This is a genomic window from Pseudomonas sp. S1_G07, assembly GCF_054668565.1.
In genome coordinates this window covers 2,582,097-2,607,422 of sequence record NZ_CP162778.1, presented here as the reverse complement: position 1 = coordinate 2,607,422, position 25,326 = coordinate 2,582,097, and the positions used below count along the sequence as shown (strand labels likewise).

Genomic DNA, 25,326 nt, shown 5'->3' with positions numbered 1-25,326 from the left:
GTGCATCCTAATGAATCGATTGCTGGAGCTGCCCGATGTTTTCAACCCTCAAGCGCCTGACCCTGGCAACCGCCACACTGGTCTTCACCGTCCATGCCGTGGCGGCGGACCTGACCCTTGATGTCTACAACCCTGGTGAGGCAGCGATTTTCCCGGTCAGCTCGGTGCTGGTCAGCGGCGCCAAGGACGCGATCCTGGTGGACGCGCAATTCGGCAAGGGCCAGGCTGAACAACTGGTGCAGAAGATCCGCGCCAGCGGCAAGCACCTGACCACCATCTACATCAGCCACGGTGACCCGGACTACTACTTCGGCCTCGATACCCTGACCGCCGCGTTCCCCGACGCCAAGGTGGTGGCGCCGCAACCGGTGGTCGACCATATCCACGCCACGGTGGCCGGCAAACTTGCGTTCTGGGGCCCGAAAATGGGCGCAGACAAACCCGCCAGAACCGTCGTGCCGCAGGTGCTGCAAGGCCACAGCCTGACCCTTGAAGGGCAAACCCTGGAAGTGATCGGCCTGGACGGCGCGCAGCCGGATCGCAGCGTTGTGTGGATCCCTTCGATCAAGGCCGTGGTGGGGGGCGTGGTCGTCGCTGAAAACATCCACTTGTGGATGGCCGACACCCAGTCGGCGCAGTCTCACAAAGACTGGCTGGCGACCCTGCAACGTATTGAAGACCTGAAGCCGCGCACCGTGATTCCCGGTCACTACCTGGGCACACCGTCCCTGGCTTCGGTGACATTTACCGCCGACTACATCAAGGCGTTCGACGCCGAGACCGCCAAGGCCAAGGATTCCACCGCCCTGATCGCGGCCATGAAAAAGCGTTACCCCACCCTGGCTGACGAGAGCTCGCTGGACCTGAGCGCAAAAGTTGCCAAGGGCGAAATGAAGTGGTGAAACCGTTCACACCTGAACCGTACTGGAGAAGATCATGAGCAAGATCGCAATCATTGGAGCTACCGGCCGCGCGGGTAGCCAATTGCTGGAAGAGGCGTTGCGGCGTGGGCATAGCGTGGTGGCCATTGCACGCAATACCGACAAGCTGGCGGCGCGCCCGGGCGTCACCGTCAAACCGGTGGACGCACTGGATGCCGATGCCCTGCAACAGGCGATCAGCGGCAGCGATGTCGTGATCAGTGCCGCTCACTTCGCCACCCTGCCCGCCGACGCCGTGATCGGCCCGGTGAAAAACGCCGGGGTTAAACGCTTGCTGGTGGTGGGCGGCGCAGGTTCACTGTTGCTGCCAGGTGGTGGGCGGGTGATCGATAGCGCAGGTTTCCCTGAGGAATACAAAGCAGAGGCCGGCGCAGGCGCGATGTTCCTGGACAGGTTGCGCCAGGAACAGCAGCTGGATTGGACCTTCCTGTCGCCATCGGCGTTGTTCGATGGCACCGAACGCACCGGTAAATTTCGCCTGGGCCAGGACGATTTGCTGATGAGCAGTGACGGTACCAGCTCAATCAGCTTTGCCGACTATGCCATCGCCATGATCGATGAAGTGGAAACACCGAAGCACTCACGCCAGCGCTTCACCGTCGGCTACTGAGACAACGCGGTCAGACCTGTGGGAGCGGGCTTGCTCGCGAAAGCGGTGGGTCAGTCAAAATCAATGTTTGTTGGGCTGATGTCTTCGCGAGCAAGCCCGCTCCCACATTTGATCTTCGTTGCTTTAAGCGTTGCGTTCGCTTAACTGATCGGGCATTAGGGCTTGGGGGATGGGCGGCGTACGCATTTTTTAAATAGCCCCTGCGACTTTCTCATTTGCCCCCCTTGCGCCCTGCGTGGCCTGATGCGCGCCTGTCTATTCAAGGCCCGCCCATGGAAAACGTTCACGCAAAACCTGCCACCGCCGTTTGGCTGATGATCAGCGTGGTGCTGGTCGCCTTGAACCTGCGCCCGTCGATGGCGGCCGTGGGGCCGTTGCTATCGTCGATTCGCGGCGATGTACCGTTGAGTTTCAGCGGCGCGGCATTGCTGACCATGCTGCCGGTCATGACCATGGGCCTGGCGATGTTTTTCGGCATGGGCCTGGGCAAGCGTTTTGGCGAGCACCGCTGCATTGTGCTGTCGCTGCTGGTGATTGGCGTGGCGACGCTGTCACGGTGGTTCCTCGACTCGGCATGGGAACTGATCGCCAGCGCCATCGCGGCAGGGGTGGGTATCGCCATGATCCAGGCGTTGATGCCGGCGCTGATCAAGTCGCGCTTCAGCGCTGATGTTTCTCTGTTCATGGGCCTGTACGTCACCGCCATCATGGGCGGCGCGGCGCTTGCTGCTTCGTTGTCCCCTTTTGTGCAAGTGCATACCGGCAGCTGGCGCATCGGCCTGGCCATCTGGGCGATGCTGGCGGTGCTGGCACTGGCGGCCTGGTCTGCGCAGCGTTCGGTTTCGCCGCCGTTACCTGATGCCGGCGGCGCTGCGCGGGAGCGGTTTTTCGGCAACGGCCGCGCCTGGTTGCTGGCGATCTTCTTTGGCCTCGGAACGGCCTCCTACACCTGTGTCCTCGCCTGGCTGGCGCCGTACTACGTGGAACAAGGCTGGAGCGAGCAGAACGCCGGCCTGCTGCTGGGGTTCCTGACCGCCATGGAGGTCGTATCCGGCCTGGTCACACCGGCCATCGCCAATCGCCGCGAGGATAAACGCGGGGTGGTCGCGGTGTTGCTGGTGCTGATCATCCTCGGTTTCTGCGGCGTGGTCCTTATGCCCCAGTCGTTGAGCCTGCTATGGCCGTGCCTGCTGGGCCTGGGCATTGGCGGGCTGTTCCCGATGAGCCTTATCCTCGCCCTCGATCACCTCGAGAACCCACGCCGCGCCGGCGGCCTGACCGCGTTTGTGCAAGGCATCGGCTACGTGATTGCCGGTGTGTCGCCGCTGCTCGCGGGAATGCTCCGCGACCACTTGGGCAGCTTCGAATGGGCCTGGTGGGCGCTGACAGCGGTGGTGGCGCTGATGCTGTTGATCGTCACGCGCTTCGACCCCAGGTATTACGCCCGACATATCCGCTGAAGTCGTGTTGCGAACAGTATTTGTCCCACGCCAAACATAGAAACACCCTACAGCGCTTTCTATTGGCACGTCCGTTCCGTTAAGCTTTTGCGCTGCCTTGTACTGAGTTCGGTACAACGGCGTATACGGACGGAACCGATGCTAAACAGCAACTTGCTCAGAAAGCTCGATATGCAGGACTTGATGGTGTTCATCGCCGTCTACGACCAGAGCAGCGTTACCGAGGTGTCCGAAACGCTGTTCGTCAGCCAGTCCACCGTGAGCTATAGCCTGAAGAAGCTGCGCACCAGTTTTGAAGACGAGCTGTTTATCAACACGCGGGCGGGCATGCGTCCTACGTATAAGGCCAACATCATGTACGGCCATGTGCAGAAAATCCTCGAAAGTATCAACCTGTGCCACGCCGGTGGCCAAGCCTTCGACCCGACCCGGCAGGCCGTGACGTTCAATGTGTGTGCGCCGGAATATTTCGAGCAACTGATCCTGCCGCGCCTGTTGAAAAACTTCGACCGCGCCGACCTGCCCGTGATCGTCAACGTACACAAGCTGGAAACCGACATCCCCGCCGACGCCCTGCGCGAAGGTCGCCTGGACCTGGTGATTTGCTTCGGCCCGCACTTTCATCGCCTGCACAAAGATCTCAAGACCCAGATGCTGCTGGAAGACGACCTGGTGTGCGTGTTCGACAAGCGCTCGGCGCCACGGGAGCCGGCATTCAGCCTGCAAGCGTTCGTCGAGCGGCGCCATGTGTTCCCCACGCCGTGGGTCTCCGATACCAACATGATCGACGGCTGGCTGGCACGCCAGGCCCATAAACGTCAGGTGATCGCCCGTGCCAACAGCTACAGCGCCGCACTGAAGATGGTCACCGGCAGCGATTTCATCGTCACCTTGCCGCGCCGTATACAAAAGCTATTGGCGCCGGCGACGGTGTTCGGTCACTGCGAGGCGCCTAACGGCCTGCCGGGGTTCACCCTGGAGATGCAGTGGGATGAAACCAGTGAGCAGGACAGTGCCAATGCCTGGTTTCGTGAGCAGGTGGTGAAGGTGTGCGCCGACCAGGGTTTGCTCTAAGCCTTAGCCGATGGCGACTTTGCTGTAGGTGTCGCGGTCCATATCGCGCAGTTCAACGCTCAACTGCACCGGCACGCCTTCTGGCCAGGGACCGAGGTCCTGCAATACCGCCAGGAGGCTTTCAGACAGCTGCTTCTTGACCTGCGGCGAACGCCCGCTGAGCAACGCCAAACGCACCGCCACGAAGCCACGCTCGTTCATGCCGGTGCCCACGCGAAAGCTCTCGACCTTCATTGCACGGCTTTTGATATCGAACTCGGCCGCGAACTGACCGGAGGCCACCAGCGCATGGTTCAAGCGCAACAGGGCCTTGTCTGTGTCCAGTTGCGTCAGGTTGGCGGTGTATTCCAAGTGCAGGTGTGGCATGGGACGGCTCCAAAGCATGAGTAGGAAGACTTCTACGTATAGCACGGAAAAAGCATCACGCCTTGGCCCCCAGCTTTCGATCACTCATAAACGCCTCCAGCCGCGACCGCACCCAGCGCTCTGCGGGGTCGGTGTCCACGTGGCTGAGCCAGACCATGGACAAATCCAAGGTCGGCGTCTCGAACGGAAACGGCTCACAGAACAGGTTGCCCGACACCGCCATGGCTTCGGCGGTGTAGTCCGGCAGGCTGGCGATCAGGTCGGTACCGGCCAGCAATGCGGGCAACGCGCTGTACTGCGGCACCGACAGCACCACCTGGCGCTTGCGACCGATTTCCGCCAGCCACTCATCGGCAAACCCTGACACATTGGCGGTGTGGGAGACCAGCACGTGGGGGCGTGCGCAATATTCATCGAGGGTCAGCGGTGTGTCCGATACATCGGCGCGCAGCAGGCGTGGGCGGATATGGCGCAACAACTTGCGCTTGGCATTCGCCGGCAGGCCGCGGGTCTGGGTGATGCCCACGGTGATATCGCCGGAGGCCAGCAGGTCGGGAATGCGCCAGTAATCCACATGCTGAACCACGAACACCACCTGCGGCGCCTCCTGGCGCAAGGCGCGCAGCAGCGGCGGCAACAGGCCGAACTCGACATCATCGGACAGGCCGATGCGAAAGGTCATGGTGCTGATGGACGGGTCGAAATCATGGGTCAGGCTCAGGGCCGACGATAACGAGTCCAGAGCCGGAGACAAGTGCTGGATGATTTCTTCGGCGCGCGCCGTGGGTTCCATGCGGTGGCCGACACGAATAAACAGCGGGTCATTGAACAAGGTACGCAACCGGTTGAGGGCCGAACTGATGGTCGGCTGGCCGAGGAACAGCTTCTCGGCCACTCGCGTCACGTTGCGCTCGAGCATCAGTGCTTCGAAGACCACCATCAGGTTGATGTCGGCCTTGCGTAATTCATTGCGATTCATCGGCGCCTGCCCCTCTCCCCAAGACAAGCGGCAGTTTAGAAAGGCAACGGGGCGGCGTCTATGTCGGTGGTGGCAGGCTCCTGTTACCGGCCCTGGCCCATGAGCAATTATTTGCCGACGACGCGACTGTGCTCTTGTCACCCGGCCACGGTCTGTCGATCATGAATGCCCGCCATCGACAAGGACCGCCAACCATGAAGTTCGCCTACACCATCATCTATGTACCCGACGTTGCCGCCTCCCTGGCTTTTTTCGAAAAAGCCTTCGGCTTTACCCGCCGCTTCCTGCATGAATCCGGCACCTATGGCGAACTGGAAACCGGCGAAACCACCCTCTCGTTTGCCGCGCATGAAGCAGGCGAGATGAATTTCGACGGTGGCCATGTACAGGCGCATGCCTCCAGACAGCCATTGGGAATGGAGGTGGGTTTTGTGACCGAGGATGTATTCACGGCGCACGCCAAGGCACTGGTGCATGGCGCGCGGGAGCTGGCAGCGCCCAGTACCAAGCCCTGGGGCCAAGTGGTGTCGTATGTGCGCTGCCCGGACGGGACGCTGGTGGAGTTGTGTACGCCGATCCCGGCCTGAACAGTTGACTGAGCGGGCATGCCCTGATGCCGATCGGTTAAGCGAATGCAACGAAGATCAAATGCAGGAGCGGCGATGCGACGACTCGATTTGCCCGCAATGGCGGTGGGTCAACTGGCATCGGCGGGCGACCGCCATGTACCACTGTAGGAACTAGGCGTCCCCCTCGCTCCTACAAAGGTTACCGGTCAGTGCCCATGCCGAGCGGGGTACGGGGGCAAGTCGAGTCGTCGCACCGCAGCTCCCACATTGGAGCTTCGTTGCGTTGAGCATTGCGTTCGCTTAACTGAACGGCATCAGGGCTTGAGTGGCCGCTCCTGATCTCGCTCGGAAAGCTCCGTACCATCGTCGGGGTGCTTCCAGGTCTGTGGTTTTTCTTCTTCACGCTGCCGGGGTGGCTCATGCTCCGACTTATCGCGCTGCTTGTTTTCGTTACCCATTGCCCTCTCCCATCCGTAAGAATTGGTCACAACATCAAGCATAGAACGGACCGCGCCACTGTGACGTTCGCTCCGTCTGATACCTACCGCGCATTAATAAATCTAAAATATTCACTTATCATTTCTAAATGTGTCAGCCAATATCACCGGTCTTAAGCGAAACACGCACTTTAAAAAGAACGCTGGAGACACAAAACCATGACTAGCCCTACACGGCCCGACTCTGCCCGTTCGACAGTTGGTGCGGTATTCCGCGTTACTTCGGGCAACTTCCTCGAACAGTTCGACTTTTTTCTGTTCGGCTTCTACGCCACCTACATCGCCGCCGCATTCTTCCCCGCCGCCAATGAGTTTGCGTCATTAATGATGACCTTCGCCGTATTTGGCGCGGGCTTCCTGATGCGCCCATTGGGCGCGATCATCCTGGGTGCCTACATTGATGACGTCGGTCGCCGCAAAGGGTTGATCGTGACCCTGTCGATCATGGCCAGCGGCACGTTGTTGATCGTGCTGGTACCGGGTTATCAAAGCATAGGCCTGTGGGCGCCATTACTGGTGCTGCTGGGCCGCTTGCTGCAAGGCTTTTCGGCCGGCGCCGAACTGGGCGGTGTGTCGGTGTACCTGTCCGAAATGGCCACGCCCGGCCGCAAAGGCTTCTACACCAGCTGGCAGTCGGGCAGCCAACAGATCTCCATCATCGTCGCCGCCGCGCTGGGCTATGGCCTCAACGTCTGGATGGAACCGGCCGTGGTGGCCGATTGGGGCTGGCGTATTCCGTTTGCCATCGGGTGCGTGATCATCCCGTTCATCTTCGTGCTGCGTCGCAACCTGCAGGAAACCGAAGAGTTCGCCAACCGCAAGCATCGCCCGACCATGCGTGAAGTGCTGGCGACCCTGACAGCGAACTGGACCGTGGTCATCGGCGGCATGCTGATGGTGGCCATGACCACCACCGCGTTTTACCTGATCACTGTGTACGCGCCGACCTTCGGCAAGACCGTGCTGCAACTGAGCACATCCGACGCCCTGCTGGTGACCTTGCTGGTGGCGGCGTCGAACTTTGTCTGGCTGCCGATCGGCGGCACCTTGAGCGACCGCTTTGGCCGCAAACCGGTGCTGATCGCCATGACGGTGCTGACCGTTCTTACGGCTTATCCGGCGCTGTCTTACGTAGTCAACGCGCCCAGTTTTGCGCATATGCTGGAAACCCTGCTGTGGTTCTCGTTCCTGTACGGCATGTACAACGGCGCAATGATCCCGGCCCTGACGGAAATCATGCCGGTGGAAGTGCGCGTTGCGGGTTTCTCCCTGGCCTACAGCCTGGCGACGGCGATCTTCGGCGGCTTCACTCCGGCGATCTCCACCTGGTTCATTCACATCACAGGGGACAAAGCCTCGCCGGCCTACTGGATGATGTTCGCCGCAGCGTGCGCGCTGTGTTCGACCCTGGCGTTGTATCGCCGCGCCAACGCCCGTGGGCAGGTGATGCAGGGGGCCGCGTGATGAAGCCACTGGTCAAAACCCTGATGGCCCTGGCCCTCGGCACCCTGGCGCTGACGGCCCAGGCCGAGGAGCTCAAGGTCATGACCTCGGGCGGCTTCACTGCCGCGTATAAACTGCTCGGCCCGCAGTATGCCAAGCACAGCGGCGATACCCTCGACACGATCCTCGGCCCATCGATGGGCAAGGCACCGGAAGCGATTCCCAACCGCCTGGCTCGTGGCGAACACGCCGATGTAGTGATCATGGTCGGCTATGCCCTGGACGAGTTGATCAAACAAGGCAAGGTCGATCCCGCATCGCGTGTGGAACTGGCAGATTCGCGTATCGGCCTGGTGGTCAAGCAAGGGGCGGTGAAACCGGCGATCGGCACCGACGCCGAGCTCAAGGCCGTGCTGAGCAAGGCCAAGTCGGTGGCGTATTCGGACAGCGCCAGCGGTGTGTATGTCGAAAAGGAGCTGTTCAAGAAACTCGGCATGCCGGCCAAAGGCACGATGATCGAGCGCCTGCCGGTGGCCGAACAGGTCGCCAAGGGTGACTACGAGGTGGGCTTGCAGCAGGTGGCGGAGTTGTTGCCGGTAAAAGGGGTGACGTATGTCGGCAAGATCCCCGAGGACGTGCAATCGGTGACGCGCTTTGCCGCCGGTATTCCGGTCAACGCCGAACACCCGATACAGGCCAAGGCGCTGCTGCAGTTCCTGGCGTCACCCGAGGCGCAACCGGTGGTACAAGCGACCGGCCTGGACTCGGTGTCACGCTGACGGCATTTCCCCGCACCCATCGCTCCAACGCCAGCGCCGCCGGTGGGCAATGCCCGCCCGCGGTGCTTGATCAACCCCTCATTGCGCACCAGCTGCGGCACATTCACCAGGAGCTGGGCTCGGTGGGCGGTATCGCCATCGAAGCCCCCCTCGCCATTTCCAACGGCATTGCAGACCTCACCGGCCCCGCCGCATCGCGCCGCGATAATGCATCGTAAAAACCGCTCAGTATCGCACTCCTCTACCCTCGACGAACCTGTCAGAAATGACAGTGCCGCTGGTCTTCCAGGGTGTTGACGCGGTGTTGCTTCGAGACTTTCATTATGAATACCGCTACCGAGCGTTTGTCGACGTGCAGCGGGCTATAAGGGTTTCGAGGACAGCCAACATGAGCGGCAGAGAAGAAGGTACGGTGAAGTGGTTCAACGATGAAAAGGGCTACGGTTTTATTACTCGGCTTAAAGGTGAGGATCTGTTCGTGCACTTCAGGGCGATTGAGGGTAGTGGGTTCAAGTCGCTCAAAGAGGGGCAAAAGGTCACCTTCGAAGCAGTGCCAGGGCAAAAAGGCATGCAAGCCGACAAGGTCCAGATAGTGCCCTGAACCCCAACCGCTTAACGATTCCCCAGCCCGCAACGGGGCCTGTATTGCACTGAAAAGGAGCACGGCCATGCCTGATAAAACTCCACAGACTGCAATCTCCATCAGCAGGGGAACTGCCGTCTACGATACCCAGGACGTGTTCTTTCAAAGCCCCACGCCCCGCGATGGCCAGGTGCTGCGCGAAGGCCAGACCGTCACCTACGAACGGGTGAGGGGACCGGGAGGCGAATGGCTGGCGATCAATATCGAGGTGGTTGAAGAGTCGACGCTGAATTAACCCGGCCCGCGTGCCACCTACCTGTGGTCAGTGGCACGCGCTCGACTACAGTTGAAACCGCGCCACCGCCTCATTGAGCGCCACCGCCAGCCGCGCCAGCTCCTGGCTGGAACCATTGATCTGCCCGGCACCGGTAGAGGATTGCGCGGACAGGTCACGAATATTCACGATGTTGCGATCCACTTCCTTGGCCACCTGCGCCTGCTCCTCGGCGGCACTGGCGATCACCAGGTTGCGCTGGTGGATCTGGTCGATGGAGTCGGTGATCTGGCTCAATGCCCCACCCGCCCCCTCCGCCAGGGCCAAGGTATCGGTGGCGCGCTGGGTACTCGACTGCATCGAGGTCAACGCGTCATTGGAACCGGTACGCATCGCGGTGACCATCTGATCGATTTCCAGGGTCGATTGCTGGGTGCGATGGGCCAGGGCGCGGACTTCGTCTGCCACCACTGCAAAGCCACGCCCGGACTCCCCGGCGCGCGCCGCCTCGATGGCGGCGTTGAGCGCCAGCAGGTTGGTCTGCTCGGCGATGGAGCGAATCACATCGAGGACCTTGCCGATGTCCCGCGATTGCTCGGCCAGGTTCTGCACCAGGGTCGAGGTCTGACCGATGTTGGTGCTCAGCGCCTGGATGGCGCTGACGGTCTCGCCCACGCGATGCTGGCCTTCGCGCGCGGTTTCATTGGACAGGCGCGTGGACTCGGAGGTGGACACCGCATTACGCGCCACCTCATCCGCCGCCGAGGTCATCTCGTTGACGGCAGTGGCGGCCTGCTCGATTTCGGCTGTCTGCTGCTGCAGGCTGCGACTGCTTTGATCGGTGATGCCATTGAGGTCAGTGGCCGACGACGCCATCTGCCCGGCCGACTGGCGAATCAGTTGCAAGGTCCCGCGCAGGTTGGCTTGCATGGTCTTGAGTGCAATGAGCAGGCGGGTGACTTCGTCGTCGCCGGTCACGTCCACCGCCTGCGTCAAATCCCCCTGGGCGACATTCTCGGCCGCCCTCACCGCGTGGCTCAGCGGGCCGACAATACTGCGCGTCAGCAACCATGCCAGCGCCACGGTACTCAACGCGGCAAGGAGCACGAAGCCGAACACCATGGTGCGCGACCGACTGTACTGCGACTCGGCCGCCAGGCCCTGCTGGTTGATCTGAGCGTTGTAATAATCGGCCAGGGCATTGAGCTGGGCACCGGAGCCATCGACCACGGTTTTCATGTCCACCAGCAGCAATTTATTGAGCTCGGCGCCCTGCTGCTTATCCGCCAGGATGAACGACTGGGCCAGCCCCTGCTGGTACTGGCGCAGCGAGACCTGGAACTGGTCGTAGAGGGCACGCACCTCTGGCGTGTCGATCACCACATCCAGCTCGGCCAGCCGTTTGGTCAGGTCCTGGCTGCGGGTGTCCATCTGGCTGCGGTACTGCGGGAGGTTCGCGGGGTTGGGGTCCAGCGCCATGCGCAAAGAGATCGTACGAATACGCAGCATGATTTCACGAATGTCCGCCACCAGCCGCATCTTGGGCACCAGCCCATTTTCAACCTGCAACGCGCTTGTGCGGATGCTGGCCATGTTCGAGAGCGCAAAAAAACCCAAGAGGGCCACGAGCAAAGCAATCAAGGCAAAACCCAAACCCGCACGGCGGGCGATGGACAGGCTGCGAAGGGACATTTTTCAGGCGCTCTCTCATAGGTAATATGACGTCGTATGAGATAGTTTCGGCCTGAGGGAGCAGGACTTTAGCGTTATTGCGCAAAGTGCTATCGAGAGGCGGACGCCCTGCTCTGGCCATGGACTACTGGCAAGTCCCCCCTTTGTGATGTGACCCCGTGCCCCCCACCGGATGCGTGCCCTTCGGGCAACCCATAGCAATCATTGGGCTCGCAGCCAATACCATCAGCAACACCACCATCGACAGCTTCTTCATGACATCCCCCCGTGACCATCAGCTCGCGTAATGGCACAAAGATATCACACGACCAACACGCGGCAAGCTTTGCATTGATTGCACTGATGATGACTATCGAAACGAGCACCTGCGGGATTTCGCGACTGGGTTCATATAATCGCCTCCCCTACCCTCTTCCCCTCGCCTTCTTTCGGGCGACATTCCCTTGGAACCCAACACCATGCCAAGTGCCAGCCAGGCCTCCAGCGGCCTTCCCGAACACAACCAACAGAGTGTCAAACAACAGTGGTTGGCGATCCTCTCGGTCGCGGTGGGCGCCTTCGCCCTGGTGACCAGTGAGTTTCTCCCGGTGGGCGTACTCAACGACGTCGCCAGCGACCTCGGCATCAGTGCCGGGCATGCCGGGCTGATGGTGACTTTGCCTGGCATCATGGCCGCCCTCGCGGCGCCGTTGCTGTCTGTCGGCATTGGCGCCATGGACCGCCGTTATCTGCTGATCGGTCTGACGCTGATCATGATCATTGCCAACTCGGTGGTGGCCTTCGCCAGCGACTTCAGCCTGCTGCTGTTTGGCCGCGTACTGCTGGGCATCAGCATCGGCGGCTTCTGGGCCACGGCCATCGCCCTCAGCGGCCGCCTGGCACCCAAGGGGGTGGACGTGGCGAAGGCCACCTCGATCATCATGATGGGCGTGACCCTGGCCACCGTATTGGGCGTGCCCGTCGGCACTTGGCTCAGCGGGCTGATGGGCTGGCGCATGACCTTCCTGGTGACCGCACTGGTGGGCATCCCGGTACTGCTGGCGCAGGTGCTCCTGCTACCGCGACTCACCCCGGAAAAAGCCATCCGCGTCAGTGACCTGCCGGCCTTGTTTATCAACCCACAGGCGCGGGTCGGCCTGATCGCCGTATTGCTGATCGGCCTGGCGCACTTTGCTGCGTATACGTATGTCGCGCCCTTCTTCAAACTCAGTGCCGGTTTCGACGGGCCGACCATCGGCTCACTGCTGCTGCTCTACGGCGTGGCCGGGGTCATGGGGAATATCTTTGCCGGCTTCGCCGCCAACCGCAGCGTACGTCATACCCTGCTGTTGGTCGCACTGATGATCGGCACCAGCACCGCCCTGTTCCCCCATTTCGCCACCGGCATGACCGGCGCAGCCATGCTGATCGCACTCTGGGGCTTCGCCTTCGGCGCCTTCCCAGCCTGCGCCAGTATCTGGATGTTCGTCGTAGCGCCCAAGGATGTCGAACGCGGCATGCCGCTGTTTGTGGCCTTGTTCCAGGTGATTATTGCCCTGGGTTCATTCTTCGGCGGGCGGATCGTCGACCAACTGGGCAGCTCGGTGCTGTTAAGCCTGGCCACGGTCTTGGTGACTTGTGGGTTTGTGACGGTGCTGGTGTTGGGGCGCAAGGTCAGTAATAGCCTGGTGGCTCAACCGGCCTGATCCAAGCGCAGAAACGAAAAAGCCCCGTAGCTTATTCAGCTACGGGGCTTTTTCTATGTTATGGCGGAGAGATAGGGATTCGAACCCTAGGTACCGGTGAAGGTACAACGGATTTCGAATCCGTCCCATTCGGCCACTCTGGCATCTCTCCAACGGCGCGCATCATAACAGCCTGTTTCGTGGAAGCAAAGCGCCAAGGCGAATTTTTTCCGTGCTATCAGATGCTTGCGTCGATTACAGCGGTACGCCGAGGCGTTTGGCGACTTCTTCGTAGGCTTCGATGACGTCACCGAGGCCCTGGCGGAAGCGGTCTTTGTCCATCTTCTTCTTGGTGTCCTTGTCCCACAGGCGGCAGCCGTCCGGGCTGAATTCGTCGCCCAGGACGATAGTGCCGTCGTGGAACACACCGAATTCGAGCTTGAAGTCGACCAGCAGGAGGCCGGCGTCATCGAACAGCTTGCTGAGTACGTCGTTGACCTTGAGGGACAACTCCTTCATGCGCGCCAACTGCTCGGCGGTGCCCCAGCCGAATGCCACGACGTGGGATTCGTTGATGAACGGGTCGCCCTTGGCGTCGTCCTTCAGGAACAGTTCAAACGTGTAAGGGTTGAGCTTGAGGCCCTCTTCCACGCCCAGGCGCTTGACAAGGCTGCCGGCGGCGTAGTTACGCACGACGCACTCGACCGGGATCATGTCGAGTTTCTTCACCAGGCACTCGTTGTCGCCCAGCAGTTTGTCGAACTGGGTGGGGATGCCGGCCGCTTCGAGCTTTTGCATGATGAAGGCGTTGAACTTGTTGTTCACCATGCCCTTGCGATCAAGCTGTTCGATGCGCTTGCCGTCGAACGCCGAGGTGTCGTTGCGAAACAGCAGGATCAGGCGGTTGGCGTCGTCGGTCTTGTACACCGACTTGGCTTTGCCGCGGTAGAGTTCTTCACGTTTTTCCATGATGGGCTCCGCTTTGAGTAAGGTGGGCTAGGCGATGTGTCGCCAGTCGAGCCCTGAATCTTGATCGGCCAGTTGCAGCCAGTCCGGGTCGCACCCAAGGGTGTCGACAAAACATTGCCGGGCAAGCGTCGGCAGGTTGTTCTTGCTGCTCAGGTGGGCCAGGACCAGGTGTTGCAGGTCTTGCCAGCCCAACTCATACACCAGGTATGCCGCCTGGTGGTTGTTCAAATGCCCTCGTTCGCCGCCCACCCGCTGCTTGAGAAAGTAGGGGTAGTGACCACGCGCCAGCAGGTCTCGGCAGTGGTTGGACTCGATCATCAGGGCATCGAGGTCGCGGTAACCGTCCAGCACCTTGGCGCAGTAGGAGCCCAGGTCGGTGAGCACGCCAAAGCGCCGCTCGCCGTCACTGAATACATACTGCGTCGGTTCCTGGGCGTCGTGAGCCACGGCAATCACGTCAATGCTCAAGGCACCGATTTGCAGTTGCTCGCCACCGGCCAGGAAACCCGCGGGTTCAATAGGTTTGCGCATCCCGCGCAAGGTGCCGCGACTCAGGTACACCGGAAGATTGTAGCGCCGAGACAGCAAACCCACGCCATGCACGTGGTCGGCATGTTCGTGGGTCACCAGAATCGCGCTCAACTGCGTGGGGTGAACCCCCAGGCGCAGCAGGCGCCGCTCGGTTTCCTTTAACGAGAAACCACAATCCACCAGCACGTACGTGTCGTCATGTGCGACCAGCGTGCCGTTCCCTTGGCTACCGCTGCCGAGAACGGCAAAACGCATCGGATCAGCCCAGGTTGTCCTGAATCACGCCCAACACTTTACGCGCTGTTTCAGCGGGCGCGACGGTGTTGATGTTCTTCTCGACGGTGACTTGCACGCTTTCGCCAACCTTGCTCAGACGAACCTGATAACGCTCGGCGCGGGTCTCGATTTCTTCCTTGGTCGGTTTGCTGCCGAACAATTTCCCGAAGAAACCAGGCTCTTCATCCTTGCGCTCGGCCTTCTCAGCCACGTTGATGTAGTAGAGGCCCAGGCTGCGGTTGATGTCTTCCACACGCCAAGGGCCTTGCTCCAACGCACGACCAACACTGGCCCAGGCACGGTCCAGGTCTTCACCCAGGTTGAGTACCACGTTGCCGCTGCCGTCTTCGGTGAGGCTGACGCGGCTAGGGGTGTCGTAGTCACGGGCGGCGAGCAGGGAAACGGAACCGCCCTTCTCGGAGATACGGCTCATGCTGGCCAGCATTTCGTCGACCAGGGCGGCGTCAACTCCGCTGTTGACCGAACGGTTGGTGAACTCGACGTTGGCGGTGCTGCCGGCAGGACGCTCGGCGCTGACCACGTAGACTTCACTGGTGTTGCGCTGCACACCCGGCTCGATGCGCACGCGCACGCGGGCTTCGTTGCCGGCGGCGACACCACCGGCCTGCAGGCGCTTGGCCATGGCGGCGGACAGTTCGCTGCCCTGCTGCCATGCCGTGGTGAATTCACCGGTCTGCGGGCGCTGCTCGTCAATACGGAAACCGTTGTCCTGGAAGAACTGCACGGCCACCGGCCAGACTTCGGCGGGTGGGCGCTGAGCGACGATCCAGCGCGAGTCACCGCTCTTCTGCAGGCTGTAGTCGCTGGCATCCGCCACCGCCGAGATCGGCTGTGGACGTGGCACGACGTACTCACCCTTGGCGGTGTCATCAGCGACGTTGCGCGGAATTGGCAGCAACGGGTCAAGACGCTTGGCGACGTTGACGTCCGGCGGCAGTTGCATCGGTTTGGTTGCTTGTGCTTCCAGGTAATCGCTGCCGCGGTCACGGAAGTAGCCTTCCGGGCCCCAGATCCAACCGCAGCCACTGGTGCTGGAGATAATCAAGGCAAGTGCGGAAAGTCCGGCCAATCGCTTCATGCGTAGTGCTTCCTCAATTAAACCAGGACGCCGGACTGGCGCAGGGCCTGTCGCAGCGGTTCGTGAAAGGCTTCGCTGAGGCGGGTGAGCGGCAGACGGATACCGTCCGGCATCATGCCCATCTCGAACAGCGCCCATTTCACGGGAATAGGGTTGGATTCGACAAACAGTGTCTTGTTGAGCGGCATCAGCTTCTCGTGGATCGCACGGGCTTTCTCGGCGTCACCGGCGATGGCGGCGGCGCACAGGTCGCTCATGGCGCGCGGGGCCACGTTGGCGGTTACCGAGATGTTGCCCTTGCCGCCCAGCAGGATCAGCTCGACAGCCGTGGCGTCGTCACCGGAATAGACCAGGAAGTCGCTGCTCACGCCGGCCAGGATGTCCTTGGCGCGTTGCAGGTCGCCGGTGGCTTCCTTGATACCGATGATGTTCGGCACGGTGGACAGGCGGATCACGGTCTCGGTCTTCATATCGCACGCGGTACGAGCCGGTACGTTATAGAGGATCTGCGGGATGTCGACGGCTTCGGCGATGGTGCGGAAGTGCTGGTACAAGCCTTCCTGGGTCGGCTTGTTGTAGTACGGGGTCACCAGCAGGCAGGCGTCGGCACCGGCTTTCTTGGCGTTTTTGGTCAGTTCGATCGCTTCACGCGTCGAGTTGGCGCCCGTACCGGCGATCACGGCGATACGGCCCGCGACACGCTTGACCACGAATTCGATCACCTGGATGTGTTCTTCCACATCGAGGGTGGCCGATTCACCTGTGGTGCCGACCGCCACGATGGCGTTGGTGCCTTCTTGCAGGTGGAAGTCCACCAGTTTGCCCAGGCTGTCCCAGTCGAGATGACCTTGTGCATCCATGGGTGTGACCAGTGCCACCATACTGCCCGCAATCATGCAACCGCTCCTGCCGGAAAAAGAGAGCCGTAATGGTACTGGCGCCAAGATGCTTGTACAAGCGAAGTACCGCCTTGGGATGCGTTCTGGCGCAACTAAACAATGGGCAACGCCATCAACGGGCCAAAGTACCGCCTATGGCAGGGTGAAATCAGGCCGTTCACGCAATGAAAACGCCACCTCCTATCCCTTGGCGACGCTTTTCGCTACCCTTCATGCTTTGATCGATACGGCACTTACAGTATCGACCGCTCATCGTTTTAGGAAGGCTGCATGTCCACCCCCACAGTTCGCGAACAATTCCTTGTTATCAGTGCCCTCGGCGCCAACCCCATGGAGCTGACCAACGTCCTGTGCCGCGCCAGCCATGAAAACCGCTGCGCCGTCGTCACCTCGCGCCTGACCCGCCATGGCGAGTGCAGTGCGCTGGTGCTGCAGATCTCCGGCACCTGGGACGCCCTGGCCCGCCTGGAAACCGGCCTGCCGGGCCTGGCTAAAAAGCATGACTTCACCGTCAACGTGGTCCGCAGCGCCGCGCTGGAGAACCGCCCCCAGGCCCTGCCCTATGTAGCCTACGTCAGCTCGGCCTACCGCTCGGACATCGTCAATGAGCTGTGCCAGTTTTTCATCGACCAGAACGTCGAGCTGGAAAACCTGACCTGCGACACCTACCAGGCACCGCAAACCGGCGGCACCATGCTCAACGCCACCTTCACCGTGACCTTGCCGGCCGGCGTGCAGATCAGCTGGTTGCGTGACCAGTTCCTGGATTTCGCCGATGCCCTGAACCTCGACGCACTGATCGAACCGTGGCGCCCACAGAACCCAATGTAAGGAAGCCCCCCATGGCGGTAGTCATCGACAAACCCGTAGCCGATTTCGAAGCCCAGGCCACCAGTGGCCAGACCTTCAGCCTTGCCGCCCTCAAGGGCAAGCAAGTGGTGCTCTACTTTTACCCCAAGGACAGCACCCCAGGCTGCACCACCGAAGGCCAGGGTTTCCGCGACCAGTACGCCGCGTTCAAGGCAGCCAACACCGAGGTGTTTGGGGTCTCGCGCGACAGCGTGAAGTCCCACGAGAACTTTAAGGGCAAGCAGGCGTTCCCCTTCGAGCTGATCAGCGACAAGGATGAGGCGGTCTGCCAGCTGTTCGATGTCATCAAGCTGAAGAAGCTGTATGGCAAGGAATACCTGGGGGTGGATCGCAGCACCTTCCTGATCGACAAGGATGGCGTACTGCGCCAGGAGTGGCGTGGCGTAAAAGTACCGGGGCACGTGGATGCCGTGTTGGCGGCAGCCCAGGCACTGAACAAAGCCTGACCTGGCGAACGACTGTGGCGAGGAAGCCTGCTCCCTCGCCACAATAGACTTGCCGCTACAACAAAGGCGCTACCACCGGCTCCCGTCTTGGCCACGCGTCCAGCACCGCCTTGAACAACGTGGCCAGGGGTATCGCAAAGAACACGCCCCAGAATCCCCATAACCCACCAAACAACAACACGGCGCAGATGATCGCCACCGGGTGCAGGTTGACGGCCTCCGAGAACAGCAGCGGCACCAGCACATTGCCATCCAGCGTCTGGATGATGCCGTACACCGCCATCAGATAGATGAACTGGTCACTCCAGCCCCACTGGAACAAGGCTATCAGCGTGACCGGTACCGTCACGACTACCGCGCCTACATACGGCACCACCACTGAAATACCGACCAGCAATGCCAACAGGGCCGCGTAGTTCAAGTCCAGGGCGATGAAGGCGATGTAGGTCACACCGCCACAGATAATGATCTCGATGACCTTGCCACGGATGTAGTTGGCAATCTGGCGGTTCATTTCCTCGGCCACCCGGGTGATCAATGCCCGCTCGCGCGGCAGGTAACCACGCACCCAGCGGCCGATCATCGCGCGGTCCTTGAGGAAAAAGAACACCAGGATCGGCACCAGTACCAGGTAGATCATGATGTTGACCAGCAAGGGCAGGCTGGACAGGGAAAAGGTCAGCGCCCATTGCCCGAACTTTCCGATTTCGCCACGTGCCACTTCAATAGCCTGCAACACCTGTTCATCCGACACCAGGTGCGGGTAACGCTCCGGCAACAGCAGCAACAACGACTGCCACTTGGCGAGCATGCCCGGCAGTTCGTTGAACAGCGTGATCAGTTGGTGCCACAGCAGCGGCAGTACCACCACAATAAACACCACCAGAAGCCCCATGAACAAGGCGAATACCAACCCCACCGCCGCCGCGCCGGGCAAGCGCAAGCGTTCCAGGGTAGTAACCAGGCCTTGCATCAGGTAAGCCAGCACCATCCCCGCCAGTACCGGCGCGAGCATGCCGCCCAGGGTGAGAACGGCCGTAAAGGCCAGGCACAGCAGGACTGCCAAGACCACGGCCTCCTCATCGGAGAAGTAGCGCTGGATCCAGTCTCGTAACACTTTGAACATCAATCAACCTCGGGGGGTAGGGGCAACGGTTCAGGCCTTGCGCAACCAGTAACGGTACACACCGACCGCCTCTTCTTCGTGCAGCAGGGTATGCCCGGCCAGCTTGGCGAATGTACGGAAATCACGCTGGGAGCCTGCGTCCGTGGCGGTTACCTTGAGTACCGCACCGCTGGCCAGTCGATTGAGTTCGAGCTTGGCCTTGAGCAAGGGCAACGGGCAATTGAGGCCGCTGGCATCGAGTTCGGCATCAAAGGCTACAGCGTCGGTCATGGTTTTACTCCGGGCAAGCGTTCAGGGTGCTTAGAATATCTGGTCCGAAGCTCAGTGTCCGGCTACAGTAAGCTCTTTGTCGAAAGGCTCTGTGCATGACTTTTTTGCGCCCCACCCTGCTGACGCTGGCTTGCCTGCTGGCCTCCCCAGGCTTCGCTGACGACCTGCCGTCGCTTGGCGACGCCAGTTCTGCCATTGTCTCGCCACAACAGGAATATCAACTGGGCCGGGCCTGGCTGGCGTACCTGCGCGGACAGGTGTCCCAGCTGAATGACCCGCAGCTCAAGGATTATGTCGAAACCAGCGTGTACAAGCTGGTGGAGACCAGCCAAGTCAATGACCGGCGCCTGGAGTTCATCCTGATCAACAGCCCGCAGCTCAACGCCTTTGCCGCGCCGGGCGGAATCATCGGCGTGAACGGCGGCCTGTTCCTCAATGCCCAGACCGAAGGGGAATACGCATCGGTGCTGGCCCACGAATTGGCGCACTTGTCCCAGCGTCACTTTGCTCGTGGCGTGGAGGCGCAGCAGCGCATGCAACTTCCCATGATGGCCGCCCTGCTCGGCGGCATCATTGCGGCCGCCGCCGGTGCGGGCGATGCGGGGATTGCCGCGATTGCCGGCACCCAGGCGGCGGCCATCCAGGAACAACGCCGCTTCTCCCGCCAGAATGAACAAGAGGCGGACCGCATTGGCATCGTCAACCTCGAAAAAGCCGGTTACGACCCGCGCTCCATGCCGACCATGTTCGAGCGCCTGATGCGTCAATATCGCTTCGACGCCAAGCCGCCGGAGTTCCTGCTGACTCACCCGGTCACCGAATCGCGTATCGCCGACACCCGCAACCGCGCCGAACAGGCCAAGCCCGGCGGCAAGGAAGACAGCCTGCGCTACCAACTGATTCGTGCCCGGGTACAACTGCAATATGAGGACACGTCGGGCCTCGCCGCCAAGCGGTTCCAGGCGCAGTTGGACGAGAACCCGAAAAACGATGTGGCGCGCTATGGCCTGGCCATCGCCCAGATCAAAGCCTCGCAGTTCAAGCAAGCGCGTGAAAACCTGCAAGCGTTGCTGGCCAAGGCGCCCAACGACATCACTTACAACCTGGCGCAGATCCAACTGGACATCGACAATAGCCGCCTGGCCGATGCCCAGCAGCGTACCGATCGTATGCTCACCCAGTACCCCGGCAACTATCCGCTGAATCAGATACAAGTCGATCTGCTGCTTAAACAGAATCGCACCGCCGATGCGGAAAAGGCCTTGGATGGGTTGCTCAAGTCGCGCCCGGACGATCCGGACGTGTGGTACCAGGTGGCCGAAACGCGCGGGCTGTCCGGCAACATCATCGGCCTGCATCAGGCACGTGCCGAGTATTTCGCATTGGTGGGCGACTTCGAGCAGGCCATCCAGCAACTGGACTTCGCCAAGCGTCGCGCCGGCAACAACTTCCCACTGTCTTCACGTATCGATGCACGGCAGCGTGAGCTGATCGAACAGGAACGCCTGGTAAAAGGGATGATGGGCTAACCCTTCACCCTGCATCTGAGCGCATTAAAAAGCCCCGCCATCGTTAACCGATGGCGGGGCTTTTTATTGGGCTGCGGGCTAGCGGATTACTCGGCCAGCTTGAAGGTGATGAAGCTGGCACGGCCCTGTCGCAACACACGCATCGATACCGAACGGTTCTTCGGCAGCGCCTTGGCGATGTCGGTGAACTGTTTGGTGGTATCGATCGCTTGATTGTTCAGGTGGGTGATCACATCACCCGGCTGCAGGCCGATCAAGGCCGCGGGACCGTCCTGCACTTCCTTGATCACGACACCGCTCTTGAGATCGAAGGCCTTCTTCTGCTCATCGGTCAGCTCGGCCACGGAAATGCCCAGGCGATTGCTGCTGCGCTCGACACCCGGCTTGGTGTTACCCAGGGCATCCAGGGTCGCACCTTCTTCAGGGATGGCGCCAACGGTCAGTTCAACGTTCTGGCGCTTGCCTTCACGAATCACTTCCAGCTTGGCTTTGCCGCCGGCCTTGAGTGCGCCGACCAGGTGCGGCAAATCGGCGGACATGATGATCGGCTGGCCATTCATGCTCAGGATCACGTCGCCAACCTGCAGGCCGCCCTTGGCTGCCGGTCCGCCATCCTGGATCTGCGCGACCAGGGCACCGGCCGGCTTGTCGAGACCGAAGGATTCAGCGAGGTCTTTGTTCACTTCCTGGATCACCACGCCCAACCAGCCACGGCTGACCTTGCCACCGTTTTTCAGTTGGTTGGAGACATCCATGGCCACATCGATCGGGATAGCGAAGGACACGCCCATGAACCCACCGGAACGGGTGTATATCTGCGAGTTGATACCCACCACTTCGCCCGCCAGGTTGAACAGCGGACCACCAGAGTTACCCGGGTTGATCGGCACGTCGGTCTGGATGAACGGCACGTAGTTTTCGTTTGGCAGGCTGCGGCCGATGGCGCTGACAATGCCTTGGGTCACGGTATGGTCAAACCCGAACGGCGAACCGATTGCGACAACCCACTGCCCGGCTTTCAGATCCTGGGATTTCCCCAGTTTGAGCACCGGCAGGTCCTTGCCTTCGATCTTCAGCAGCGCCACGTCGGAACGCGGGTCGGTACCCACCAGCTTGGCTTTGAGCTCACTGCGATCCGCCAGGCGCACGAGAATCTCGTCGGCGTCGGCAATCACGTGGTTGTTGGTCAGAATGTAGCCGTCTGGCGAAATGATGAAGCCCGAGCCCAGGGACTGCGCTTCACGCTGGCCACCGCCGCCACGGGGCGTGCGTGGCTGGGGCATGCCGCGCTCGAAGAACTCGCGCAGCATCGGCGGCAGGCCTTCCAGGTCAGGCATCTGCTGGTCCGAGACTTTGCGGTCGGGCAGCTTCTGCGTGGTACTGATGTTCACCACAGCCGGCGAAGCTTGCTCAACCAATTGGGTGAAGTCAGGCAGCTCGACCGCTTGCGCGGGCACGGCCTGAGCCAGCACGAACACCGTGGCGATGATGGACAGGTAGGATTTCAAACGTGGTATCGACATACAGCTCCCGTTACAACGAGCAGGGTTGAGCGACAGGGTTCAAGAAACGCCGGAAACTGCGACCGACATCTTGTTCCGCGAACAAAACAAGGCCAGAGCCGACAAGCTCTGACCTATAAAAAACATGGGAGATTTTTGCAAGTGAAAATGCTGATCCAGACATTTCATGTCTCTCGGCAGCCAGCCTGTCAGAGCTACAGTGAAAGCGTTGGATGAACACAGGATTAAGAACTCACGGCTTGTTGATCGCCTTTTTTTCACCGCGCACCGATAGCGCGATACGTTCGGCGGTGCCGATAGGAATTTCGCCAACGACCGTCACCATCATTTCGCCATCTACCGTATTCAGCCGTCGGGATACGGCAACTGTAGGGCCCAACTGGGTGCGGGTCTCGGTCACGCTCGCCTCGTTGATCGGCTCCAGAAACACCGAGAAGCGCGCCAACCCATCCTCATACATCAAGCTGTCGATGATCGCTTTGGTGTGGGCATCCTGGCGAGTGCTGCTGTTGGTCAGCTGGAAACCAGGAGGCAACCATTCCATGTGCCACGTCTCGGTGGACTCCACCTCCCCAGCCTTGCTGTCAGCCACAGCAATAGGCGTACAGTCCCTGCTCGGCTGCAAGTCCTGATCATCAGGAACGGTTGACGTATTCAAGCGCGTAAACTGAAAGCGCTCCAGCAACTGGCCTTGGTCATTCAATAACAGCGACTTGAGCGGCAGCGCGGTCTCACGATCCAGGTGCAACTCAAAACCATAACGGTATTGATCACGCGGCGTGATCGACACAATCACCGCATTACGACCGGCCACGCGGGATTTGCCGATGACGGCCAATTCATAGAATTGATTGAGTTTTTGCGGGTCAAGCGCGCGTGAAGGTGCACCACGCGAATGATCAAGGCCTGCGACCAGAGTGCCGCTGACGCATTGGGTATGGCCGTCCACACGTACCACTTCCTGAGCCGAGCCATCGAGCTGCAAGAGTCGCTCACGAACCTGACCATCGCGGACGCGATGCCAGATATCATGGGTGGAAAAACTGCCACTACGCTCGTAAACGAACGTCCCTTCAAAGCTCTGTTGCTGCTCGGCACGCCCAAGTCGAGTGAGCCAGTCTTGGGCTTCATCGGCATGGGCGGAGAGTGCAAACCAACCACCGAGCAAAAGCGTAAGGAGCGGTATGGCGCGCATAGGGCTCCTTAACGGTTCAGCGGTTTTCCAGACTTGCAGCGCGTGCGTATGGCAGAGCGCTTTCAGTACCTTTCAGGGCAGATTCCTGAGCATGCTGGCGCAAATAGCCTGGAAGACGCTGGTCCTGCCAACCGGATTGCCCTTGAAGCACACCGTTGGCCATGGGGCCGGTGGTGTCCGAGCTTTCCTTGTAGCCGGCCAGTACCGCTGGGCCTTTGACTTGTGGGCCAGCCATGACCGGCTGCTGGGTTTGCTGGGCCAGTTCGGCACCAGCGATCTCGTCCTGGTTGTACAGGCGGACACCGGCCAGCACGGCAACAGTCACCGAGGCAGCAACTGCCAGACGACCCAGGCTACGCCATGGACCACGAGCAGCTTTTGCCGGAACGGCTTCATCAGCCAGCGCGGCAGAAACGGCCGCAGCAATATCCAGACGAGGGATTAGAAGATCCTTGTGCATCACCGCCCGAGCGACTTGGTAACGAGACCAGGTGTCACGGGTTTCGGCATCATCGAATGCATTGAGCACTCGACGAAGTTCCAGTTCATCCGCTTCGTTATCCATCACTGCGGACAGCGATTCCTGCAGGGCATCACGACTCATGGCGGTTCCTCTCTTGGCTGTCGCCGCTGTCTTTAGTTTTCCTGCAACAACGGTTGCAAGGCTTTATCGATGGCTTCCCGGGCCCGGAAAATCCGTGACCTTACAGTCCCCACCGGACACTGCATGACGCTCGCAATGTCTTCATAACTCAGACCATCGAATTCACGTAAAGTTAACGCCGTTCGTAAATCTTCTGGCAGTTGCTGAATTGTGCGATGGACGGTGCCTTCGATCTCGTCGCGCAGCAATGCACGCTCCGGCGACTCGAGATCTTTGAGGCCGTGATCACCATCATAAAATTCTGCATCTTCTGAACTGACATCACTATCGGGTGGGCGGCGTCCGCGAGATACCAGATAGTTCTTCGCCGTGTTGATGGCGATGCGGTATAGCCACGTGTAAAACGCACTATCACCGCGGAAATTTCCAAGTGCACGGTACGCCTTGATAAAGGCTTCCTGTGCAACGTCCTGCGCTTCATGGGTGTCGTGCACAAAACGCACGATCAACCCGAGAATTTTGTGCTGGTATTTCAGCACTAGCAGATCAAATGCTCGCTTGTCGCCGCGTTGAACGCGCTCGACCAGCTGCTGATCCTCTTCCTGGGTTAGCATGAACACTCCTCGTTGTACTTGAAGGAGGCTTGCATAACTAAACGATCAGGCTTGCAAACATAGACTCGGACTTTTCGCAAAAGTTCTCCCCCTCCAAGCAAGTTTCCGGCATGCACTGATTTGGCACACACGAAAAACGCAGCGCGGGCTATGCCGGCTGCGCGAATAATCTTGTCGCCGGTTTTCTGACGCGTCCAATGCTCCCGACGGGCCAATAAACTCAACGCTTTCCCAGCTTTCGGGCAACCTGCTATTGAGTCAGGGCTTATGCAAAAAGTTCCCGATTCAATAATTGGCTGCTTTTGCCCAAGCCGTGCACCGTAATCTCACATTGCCACGAAGGCCCGGCTATTGTGCCGCTCCCCCCCTCTATATACTAGTGGGCCGTGTGACCCTTTGATTCGCCGATCCAGGCGTCCTGTTTGCGCCAGCCCCTTTGGATCG

General features: G+C 60.4%; 28 protein-coding genes, 1 tRNA gene and 1 pseudogene. 14 read left to right on the top strand and 16 right to left on the bottom strand.

What is annotated here, in order from left to right; all coding sequences use genetic code 11:
- The first annotated feature begins 35 nt into the window (after window positions 1-35).
- The 4 genes from AB4O05_RS11975 to AB4O05_RS11960 all read left to right on the top strand — a co-directional run bounded on the left by AB4O05_RS11975 (window position 36) and on the right by AB4O05_RS11960 (window position 4,085).
- Window positions 36-902 carry an MBL fold metallo-hydrolase gene (locus AB4O05_RS11975; RefSeq protein WP_460137384.1) on the top strand — a complete coding sequence of 289 codons (867 nt, stop codon included), beginning with the start codon at window positions 36-38 and terminating at the stop codon, window positions 900-902.
- Between the two features lie 34 nt (window positions 903-936).
- Complete coding sequence (locus AB4O05_RS11970) at window positions 937-1,551, top strand: NAD(P)-dependent oxidoreductase (RefSeq protein ID WP_460137385.1); 615 nt, start codon at window positions 937-939, stop codon at window positions 1,549-1,551.
- A gap of 272 nt (window positions 1,552-1,823) precedes the next feature.
- Window positions 1,824-3,011: a cyanate transporter gene (locus tag AB4O05_RS11965; RefSeq protein ID WP_460137386.1), complete on the top strand. Its 1,188-nt coding sequence runs from the start codon at window positions 1,824-1,826 to the stop codon at window positions 3,009-3,011.
- 138 nt (window positions 3,012-3,149) lie between these two features.
- Entirely contained in the window at window positions 3,150-4,085 is a 936-nt protein-coding gene (locus AB4O05_RS11960) for a LysR family transcriptional regulator (protein ID WP_460137388.1), read from the top strand.
- A 3-nt stretch (window positions 4,086-4,088) separates the two neighbouring features.
- On the opposite strand, the gene AB4O05_RS11955 is transcribed toward AB4O05_RS11960, so the two are convergent.
- On the bottom strand, window positions 4,089-4,451 hold the full coding sequence (locus AB4O05_RS11955; protein ID WP_460137389.1) for a 5-carboxymethyl-2-hydroxymuconate Delta-isomerase: 363 nt from the start codon (window positions 4,449-4,451) through the stop codon (window positions 4,089-4,091).
- Window positions 4,452-4,506: 55 nt separating this feature from the next.
- A complete protein-coding gene (locus tag AB4O05_RS11950; protein ID WP_460137390.1) occupies window positions 4,507-5,430 on the bottom strand; it encodes a LysR substrate-binding domain-containing protein in 924 nt (307 codons plus the stop codon).
- Between the two features lie 194 nt (window positions 5,431-5,624).
- Between AB4O05_RS11950 and AB4O05_RS11945 the strand changes: the two genes are divergently transcribed.
- Complete coding sequence (locus tag AB4O05_RS11945; protein WP_460137391.1) at window positions 5,625-6,017, top strand: VOC family protein; 393 nt, start codon at window positions 5,625-5,627, stop codon at window positions 6,015-6,017.
- Between the two features lie 296 nt (window positions 6,018-6,313).
- On the opposite strand, the gene AB4O05_RS11940 is transcribed toward AB4O05_RS11945, so the two are convergent.
- Window positions 6,314-6,457 (bottom strand): hypothetical protein, encoded by a 144-nt coding sequence (locus tag AB4O05_RS11940; protein WP_460137392.1) that lies wholly within the window; start codon window positions 6,455-6,457, stop codon window positions 6,314-6,316.
- A 198-nt stretch (window positions 6,458-6,655) separates the two neighbouring features.
- On the opposite strand from AB4O05_RS11940, the gene tcuC reads away from it, so the two are divergent.
- The 5 genes from tcuC to AB4O05_RS11915 all read left to right on the top strand — a co-directional run bounded on the left by tcuC (window position 6,656) and on the right by AB4O05_RS11915 (window position 9,596).
- A complete protein-coding gene (gene tcuC / locus AB4O05_RS11935; RefSeq protein WP_460137393.1) occupies window positions 6,656-7,960 on the top strand; it encodes a tricarballylate/proton symporter TcuC in 1,305 nt (434 codons plus the stop codon).
- Window positions 7,960-8,718: a substrate-binding domain-containing protein gene (locus tag AB4O05_RS11930; RefSeq protein ID WP_460137394.1), complete on the top strand. Its 759-nt coding sequence runs from the start codon at window positions 7,960-7,962 to the stop codon at window positions 8,716-8,718. The genes tcuC and AB4O05_RS11930 overlap by 1 nt, the downstream gene beginning before the upstream one ends.
- A gap of 62 nt (window positions 8,719-8,780) precedes the next feature.
- The gene (locus AB4O05_RS11925) at window positions 8,781-8,936 is read left to right on the top strand and encodes a hypothetical protein (protein WP_460137396.1); all 156 of its coding nucleotides are present in this window, start codon (window positions 8,781-8,783) and stop codon (window positions 8,934-8,936) included.
- Window positions 8,937-9,106: 170 nt separating this feature from the next.
- Window positions 9,107-9,319, top strand: coding sequence for a cold-shock protein (locus AB4O05_RS11920; RefSeq protein WP_460137610.1), 213 nt, complete (start codon window positions 9,107-9,109; stop codon window positions 9,317-9,319).
- A 67-nt stretch (window positions 9,320-9,386) separates the two neighbouring features.
- Window positions 9,387-9,596 carry a hypothetical protein gene (locus AB4O05_RS11915; RefSeq protein ID WP_460137397.1) on the top strand — a complete coding sequence of 70 codons (210 nt, stop codon included), beginning with the start codon at window positions 9,387-9,389 and terminating at the stop codon, window positions 9,594-9,596.
- A gap of 45 nt (window positions 9,597-9,641) precedes the next feature.
- Here AB4O05_RS11915 and AB4O05_RS11910 read toward each other — a convergent pair whose 3' ends face one another.
- Together AB4O05_RS11910 and AB4O05_RS11905 are read right to left on the bottom strand one after the other, a co-directional pair.
- Entirely contained in the window at window positions 9,642-10,451 is an 810-nt protein-coding gene (locus AB4O05_RS11910) for a methyl-accepting chemotaxis protein (protein WP_460164905.1), read from the bottom strand.
- A 48-nt stretch (window positions 10,452-10,499) separates the two neighbouring features.
- Window positions 10,500-11,267 (bottom strand): annotated as a pseudogene (locus AB4O05_RS11905) (MCP four helix bundle domain-containing protein); the annotation flags it as partial.
- Window positions 11,268-11,725: 458 nt separating this feature from the next.
- Here AB4O05_RS11905 and AB4O05_RS11900 point away from each other — a divergent pair.
- Complete coding sequence (locus tag AB4O05_RS11900; RefSeq protein WP_460137398.1) at window positions 11,726-12,952, top strand: MFS transporter; 1,227 nt, start codon at window positions 11,726-11,728, stop codon at window positions 12,950-12,952.
- Window positions 12,953-13,013: 61 nt separating this feature from the next.
- On the opposite strand, the gene AB4O05_RS11895 is transcribed toward AB4O05_RS11900, so the two are convergent.
- From AB4O05_RS11895 to dapA, 5 genes are all read right to left on the bottom strand, one after another.
- Window positions 13,014-13,103: transfer RNA gene (locus tag AB4O05_RS11895), tRNA-Ser, on the bottom strand.
- Window positions 13,104-13,186: 83 nt separating this feature from the next.
- Window positions 13,187-13,900, bottom strand: a complete 714-nt coding sequence (purC, locus tag AB4O05_RS11890; protein ID WP_460137399.1) for a phosphoribosylaminoimidazolesuccinocarboxamide synthase — start codon at window positions 13,898-13,900, stop codon at window positions 13,187-13,189.
- 27 nt (window positions 13,901-13,927) lie between these two features.
- The gene (locus AB4O05_RS11885) at window positions 13,928-14,686 is read right to left on the bottom strand and encodes an MBL fold metallo-hydrolase (RefSeq protein ID WP_460137400.1); all 759 of its coding nucleotides are present in this window, start codon (window positions 14,684-14,686) and stop codon (window positions 13,928-13,930) included.
- Between the two features lie 4 nt (window positions 14,687-14,690).
- Window positions 14,691-15,806, bottom strand: coding sequence for an outer membrane protein assembly factor BamC (gene bamC, locus AB4O05_RS11880; protein WP_460137401.1), 1,116 nt, complete (start codon window positions 15,804-15,806; stop codon window positions 14,691-14,693).
- Between the two features lie 17 nt (window positions 15,807-15,823).
- Window positions 15,824-16,702: a 4-hydroxy-tetrahydrodipicolinate synthase gene (dapA, locus tag AB4O05_RS11875; protein WP_460137402.1), complete on the bottom strand. Its 879-nt coding sequence runs from the start codon at window positions 16,700-16,702 to the stop codon at window positions 15,824-15,826.
- 273 nt (window positions 16,703-16,975) lie between these two features.
- Here dapA and AB4O05_RS11870 point away from each other — a divergent pair, with 273 nt between their 5' ends.
- A complete protein-coding gene (locus tag AB4O05_RS11870; protein WP_460137404.1) occupies window positions 16,976-17,536 on the top strand; it encodes a glycine cleavage system transcriptional repressor in 561 nt (186 codons plus the stop codon).
- A gap of 11 nt (window positions 17,537-17,547) precedes the next feature.
- Window positions 17,548-18,021, top strand: a complete 474-nt coding sequence (locus tag AB4O05_RS11865) for a peroxiredoxin (RefSeq protein WP_460137405.1) — start codon at window positions 17,548-17,550, stop codon at window positions 18,019-18,021.
- 55 nt (window positions 18,022-18,076) lie between these two features.
- Here the strand turns inward: AB4O05_RS11865 and AB4O05_RS11860 are convergent, their stop codons facing one another.
- Both AB4O05_RS11860 and AB4O05_RS11855 read right to left on the bottom strand, forming a co-directional pair.
- Complete coding sequence (locus tag AB4O05_RS11860; protein WP_460137406.1) at window positions 18,077-19,147, bottom strand: AI-2E family transporter; 1,071 nt, start codon at window positions 19,145-19,147, stop codon at window positions 18,077-18,079.
- Window positions 19,148-19,177: 30 nt separating this feature from the next.
- On the bottom strand, window positions 19,178-19,417 hold the full coding sequence (locus AB4O05_RS11855; protein ID WP_460137407.1) for a sulfurtransferase TusA family protein: 240 nt from the start codon (window positions 19,415-19,417) through the stop codon (window positions 19,178-19,180).
- A gap of 95 nt (window positions 19,418-19,512) precedes the next feature.
- Between AB4O05_RS11855 and AB4O05_RS11850 the strand changes: the two genes are divergently transcribed.
- On the top strand, window positions 19,513-20,946 hold the full coding sequence (locus tag AB4O05_RS11850; protein ID WP_460137408.1) for a M48 family metallopeptidase: 1,434 nt from the start codon (window positions 19,513-19,515) through the stop codon (window positions 20,944-20,946).
- A gap of 86 nt (window positions 20,947-21,032) precedes the next feature.
- Here AB4O05_RS11850 and AB4O05_RS11845 read toward each other — a convergent pair whose 3' ends face one another.
- The 4 genes from AB4O05_RS11845 to rpoE form a co-directional block, all read right to left on the bottom strand.
- The gene (locus AB4O05_RS11845) at window positions 21,033-22,469 is read right to left on the bottom strand and encodes a DegQ family serine endoprotease (protein WP_460137409.1); all 1,437 of its coding nucleotides are present in this window, start codon (window positions 22,467-22,469) and stop codon (window positions 21,033-21,035) included.
- A gap of 232 nt (window positions 22,470-22,701) precedes the next feature.
- Window positions 22,702-23,664 carry a MucB/RseB C-terminal domain-containing protein gene (locus AB4O05_RS11840; protein ID WP_460137410.1) on the bottom strand — a complete coding sequence of 321 codons (963 nt, stop codon included), beginning with the start codon at window positions 23,662-23,664 and terminating at the stop codon, window positions 22,702-22,704.
- A gap of 16 nt (window positions 23,665-23,680) precedes the next feature.
- Window positions 23,681-24,268 (bottom strand): sigma-E factor negative regulatory protein, encoded by a 588-nt coding sequence (locus tag AB4O05_RS11835; protein ID WP_003172479.1) that lies wholly within the window; start codon window positions 24,266-24,268, stop codon window positions 23,681-23,683.
- A 32-nt stretch (window positions 24,269-24,300) separates the two neighbouring features.
- Window positions 24,301-24,882: an RNA polymerase sigma factor RpoE gene (gene rpoE / locus AB4O05_RS11830; protein WP_003172477.1), complete on the bottom strand. Its 582-nt coding sequence runs from the start codon at window positions 24,880-24,882 to the stop codon at window positions 24,301-24,303.
- Window positions 24,883-25,326: the final 444 nt, after the last annotated feature.

Coding starts and splice junctions, on each gene's coding strand:
- AB4O05_RS11920 (WP_460137610.1), top strand. CDS start 9,107: ATGAGCGGCAGAGAAGAAGGTACGGTGAAGTGGTTCAACGATGAAAAG.
- AB4O05_RS11850 (WP_460137408.1), top strand. CDS start 19,513: ATGACTTTTTTGCGCCCCACCCTGCTGACGCTGGCTTGCCTGCTGGCC.
- AB4O05_RS11950 (WP_460137390.1), bottom strand. CDS start 5,430: ATGAATCGCAATGAATTACGCAAGGCCGACATCAACCTGATGGTGGTC.
- purC (WP_460137399.1), bottom strand. CDS start 13,900: ATGGAAAAACGTGAAGAACTCTACCGCGGCAAAGCCAAGTCGGTGTAC.
- AB4O05_RS11845 (WP_460137409.1), bottom strand. CDS start 22,469: ATGTCGATACCACGTTTGAAATCCTACCTGTCCATCATCGCCACGGTG.
- AB4O05_RS11930 (WP_460137394.1), top strand. CDS start 7,960: ATGAAGCCACTGGTCAAAACCCTGATGGCCCTGGCCCTCGGCACCCTG.
- AB4O05_RS11945 (WP_460137391.1), top strand. CDS start 5,625: ATGAAGTTCGCCTACACCATCATCTATGTACCCGACGTTGCCGCCTCC.
- rpoE (WP_003172477.1), bottom strand. CDS start 24,882: ATGCTAACCCAGGAAGAGGATCAGCAGCTGGTCGAGCGCGTTCAACGC.
- AB4O05_RS11970 (WP_460137385.1), top strand. CDS start 937: ATGAGCAAGATCGCAATCATTGGAGCTACCGGCCGCGCGGGTAGCCAA.
- bamC (WP_460137401.1), bottom strand. CDS start 15,806: ATGAAGCGATTGGCCGGACTTTCCGCACTTGCCTTGATTATCTCCAGC.
- AB4O05_RS11910 (WP_460164905.1), bottom strand. CDS start 10,451: ATGGCGTCGTCGGCCACTGACCTCAATGGCATCACCGATCAAAGCAGT.
- AB4O05_RS11975 (WP_460137384.1), top strand. CDS start 36: ATGTTTTCAACCCTCAAGCGCCTGACCCTGGCAACCGCCACACTGGTC.
- AB4O05_RS11835 (WP_003172479.1), bottom strand. CDS start 24,268: ATGAGTCGTGATGCCCTGCAGGAATCGCTGTCCGCAGTGATGGATAAC.
- AB4O05_RS11915 (WP_460137397.1), top strand. CDS start 9,387: ATGCCTGATAAAACTCCACAGACTGCAATCTCCATCAGCAGGGGAACT.
- AB4O05_RS11860 (WP_460137406.1), bottom strand. CDS start 19,147: ATGTTCAAAGTGTTACGAGACTGGATCCAGCGCTACTTCTCCGATGAG.
- AB4O05_RS11965 (WP_460137386.1), top strand. CDS start 1,824: ATGGAAAACGTTCACGCAAAACCTGCCACCGCCGTTTGGCTGATGATC.
- AB4O05_RS11870 (WP_460137404.1), top strand. CDS start 16,976: ATGTCCACCCCCACAGTTCGCGAACAATTCCTTGTTATCAGTGCCCTC.
- dapA (WP_460137402.1), bottom strand. CDS start 16,702: ATGATTGCGGGCAGTATGGTGGCACTGGTCACACCCATGGATGCACAA.
- AB4O05_RS11960 (WP_460137388.1), top strand. CDS start 3,150: ATGCTAAACAGCAACTTGCTCAGAAAGCTCGATATGCAGGACTTGATG.
- AB4O05_RS11885 (WP_460137400.1), bottom strand. CDS start 14,686: ATGCGTTTTGCCGTTCTCGGCAGCGGTAGCCAAGGGAACGGCACGCTG.
- AB4O05_RS11855 (WP_460137407.1), bottom strand. CDS start 19,417: ATGACCGACGCTGTAGCCTTTGATGCCGAACTCGATGCCAGCGGCCTC.
- tcuC (WP_460137393.1), top strand. CDS start 6,656: ATGACTAGCCCTACACGGCCCGACTCTGCCCGTTCGACAGTTGGTGCG.
- AB4O05_RS11840 (WP_460137410.1), bottom strand. CDS start 23,664: ATGCGCGCCATACCGCTCCTTACGCTTTTGCTCGGTGGTTGGTTTGCA.
- AB4O05_RS11900 (WP_460137398.1), top strand. CDS start 11,726: ATGCCAAGTGCCAGCCAGGCCTCCAGCGGCCTTCCCGAACACAACCAA.
- AB4O05_RS11955 (WP_460137389.1), bottom strand. CDS start 4,451: ATGCCACACCTGCACTTGGAATACACCGCCAACCTGACGCAACTGGAC.
- AB4O05_RS11865 (WP_460137405.1), top strand. CDS start 17,548: ATGGCGGTAGTCATCGACAAACCCGTAGCCGATTTCGAAGCCCAGGCC.
- AB4O05_RS11940 (WP_460137392.1), bottom strand. CDS start 6,457: ATGGGTAACGAAAACAAGCAGCGCGATAAGTCGGAGCATGAGCCACCC.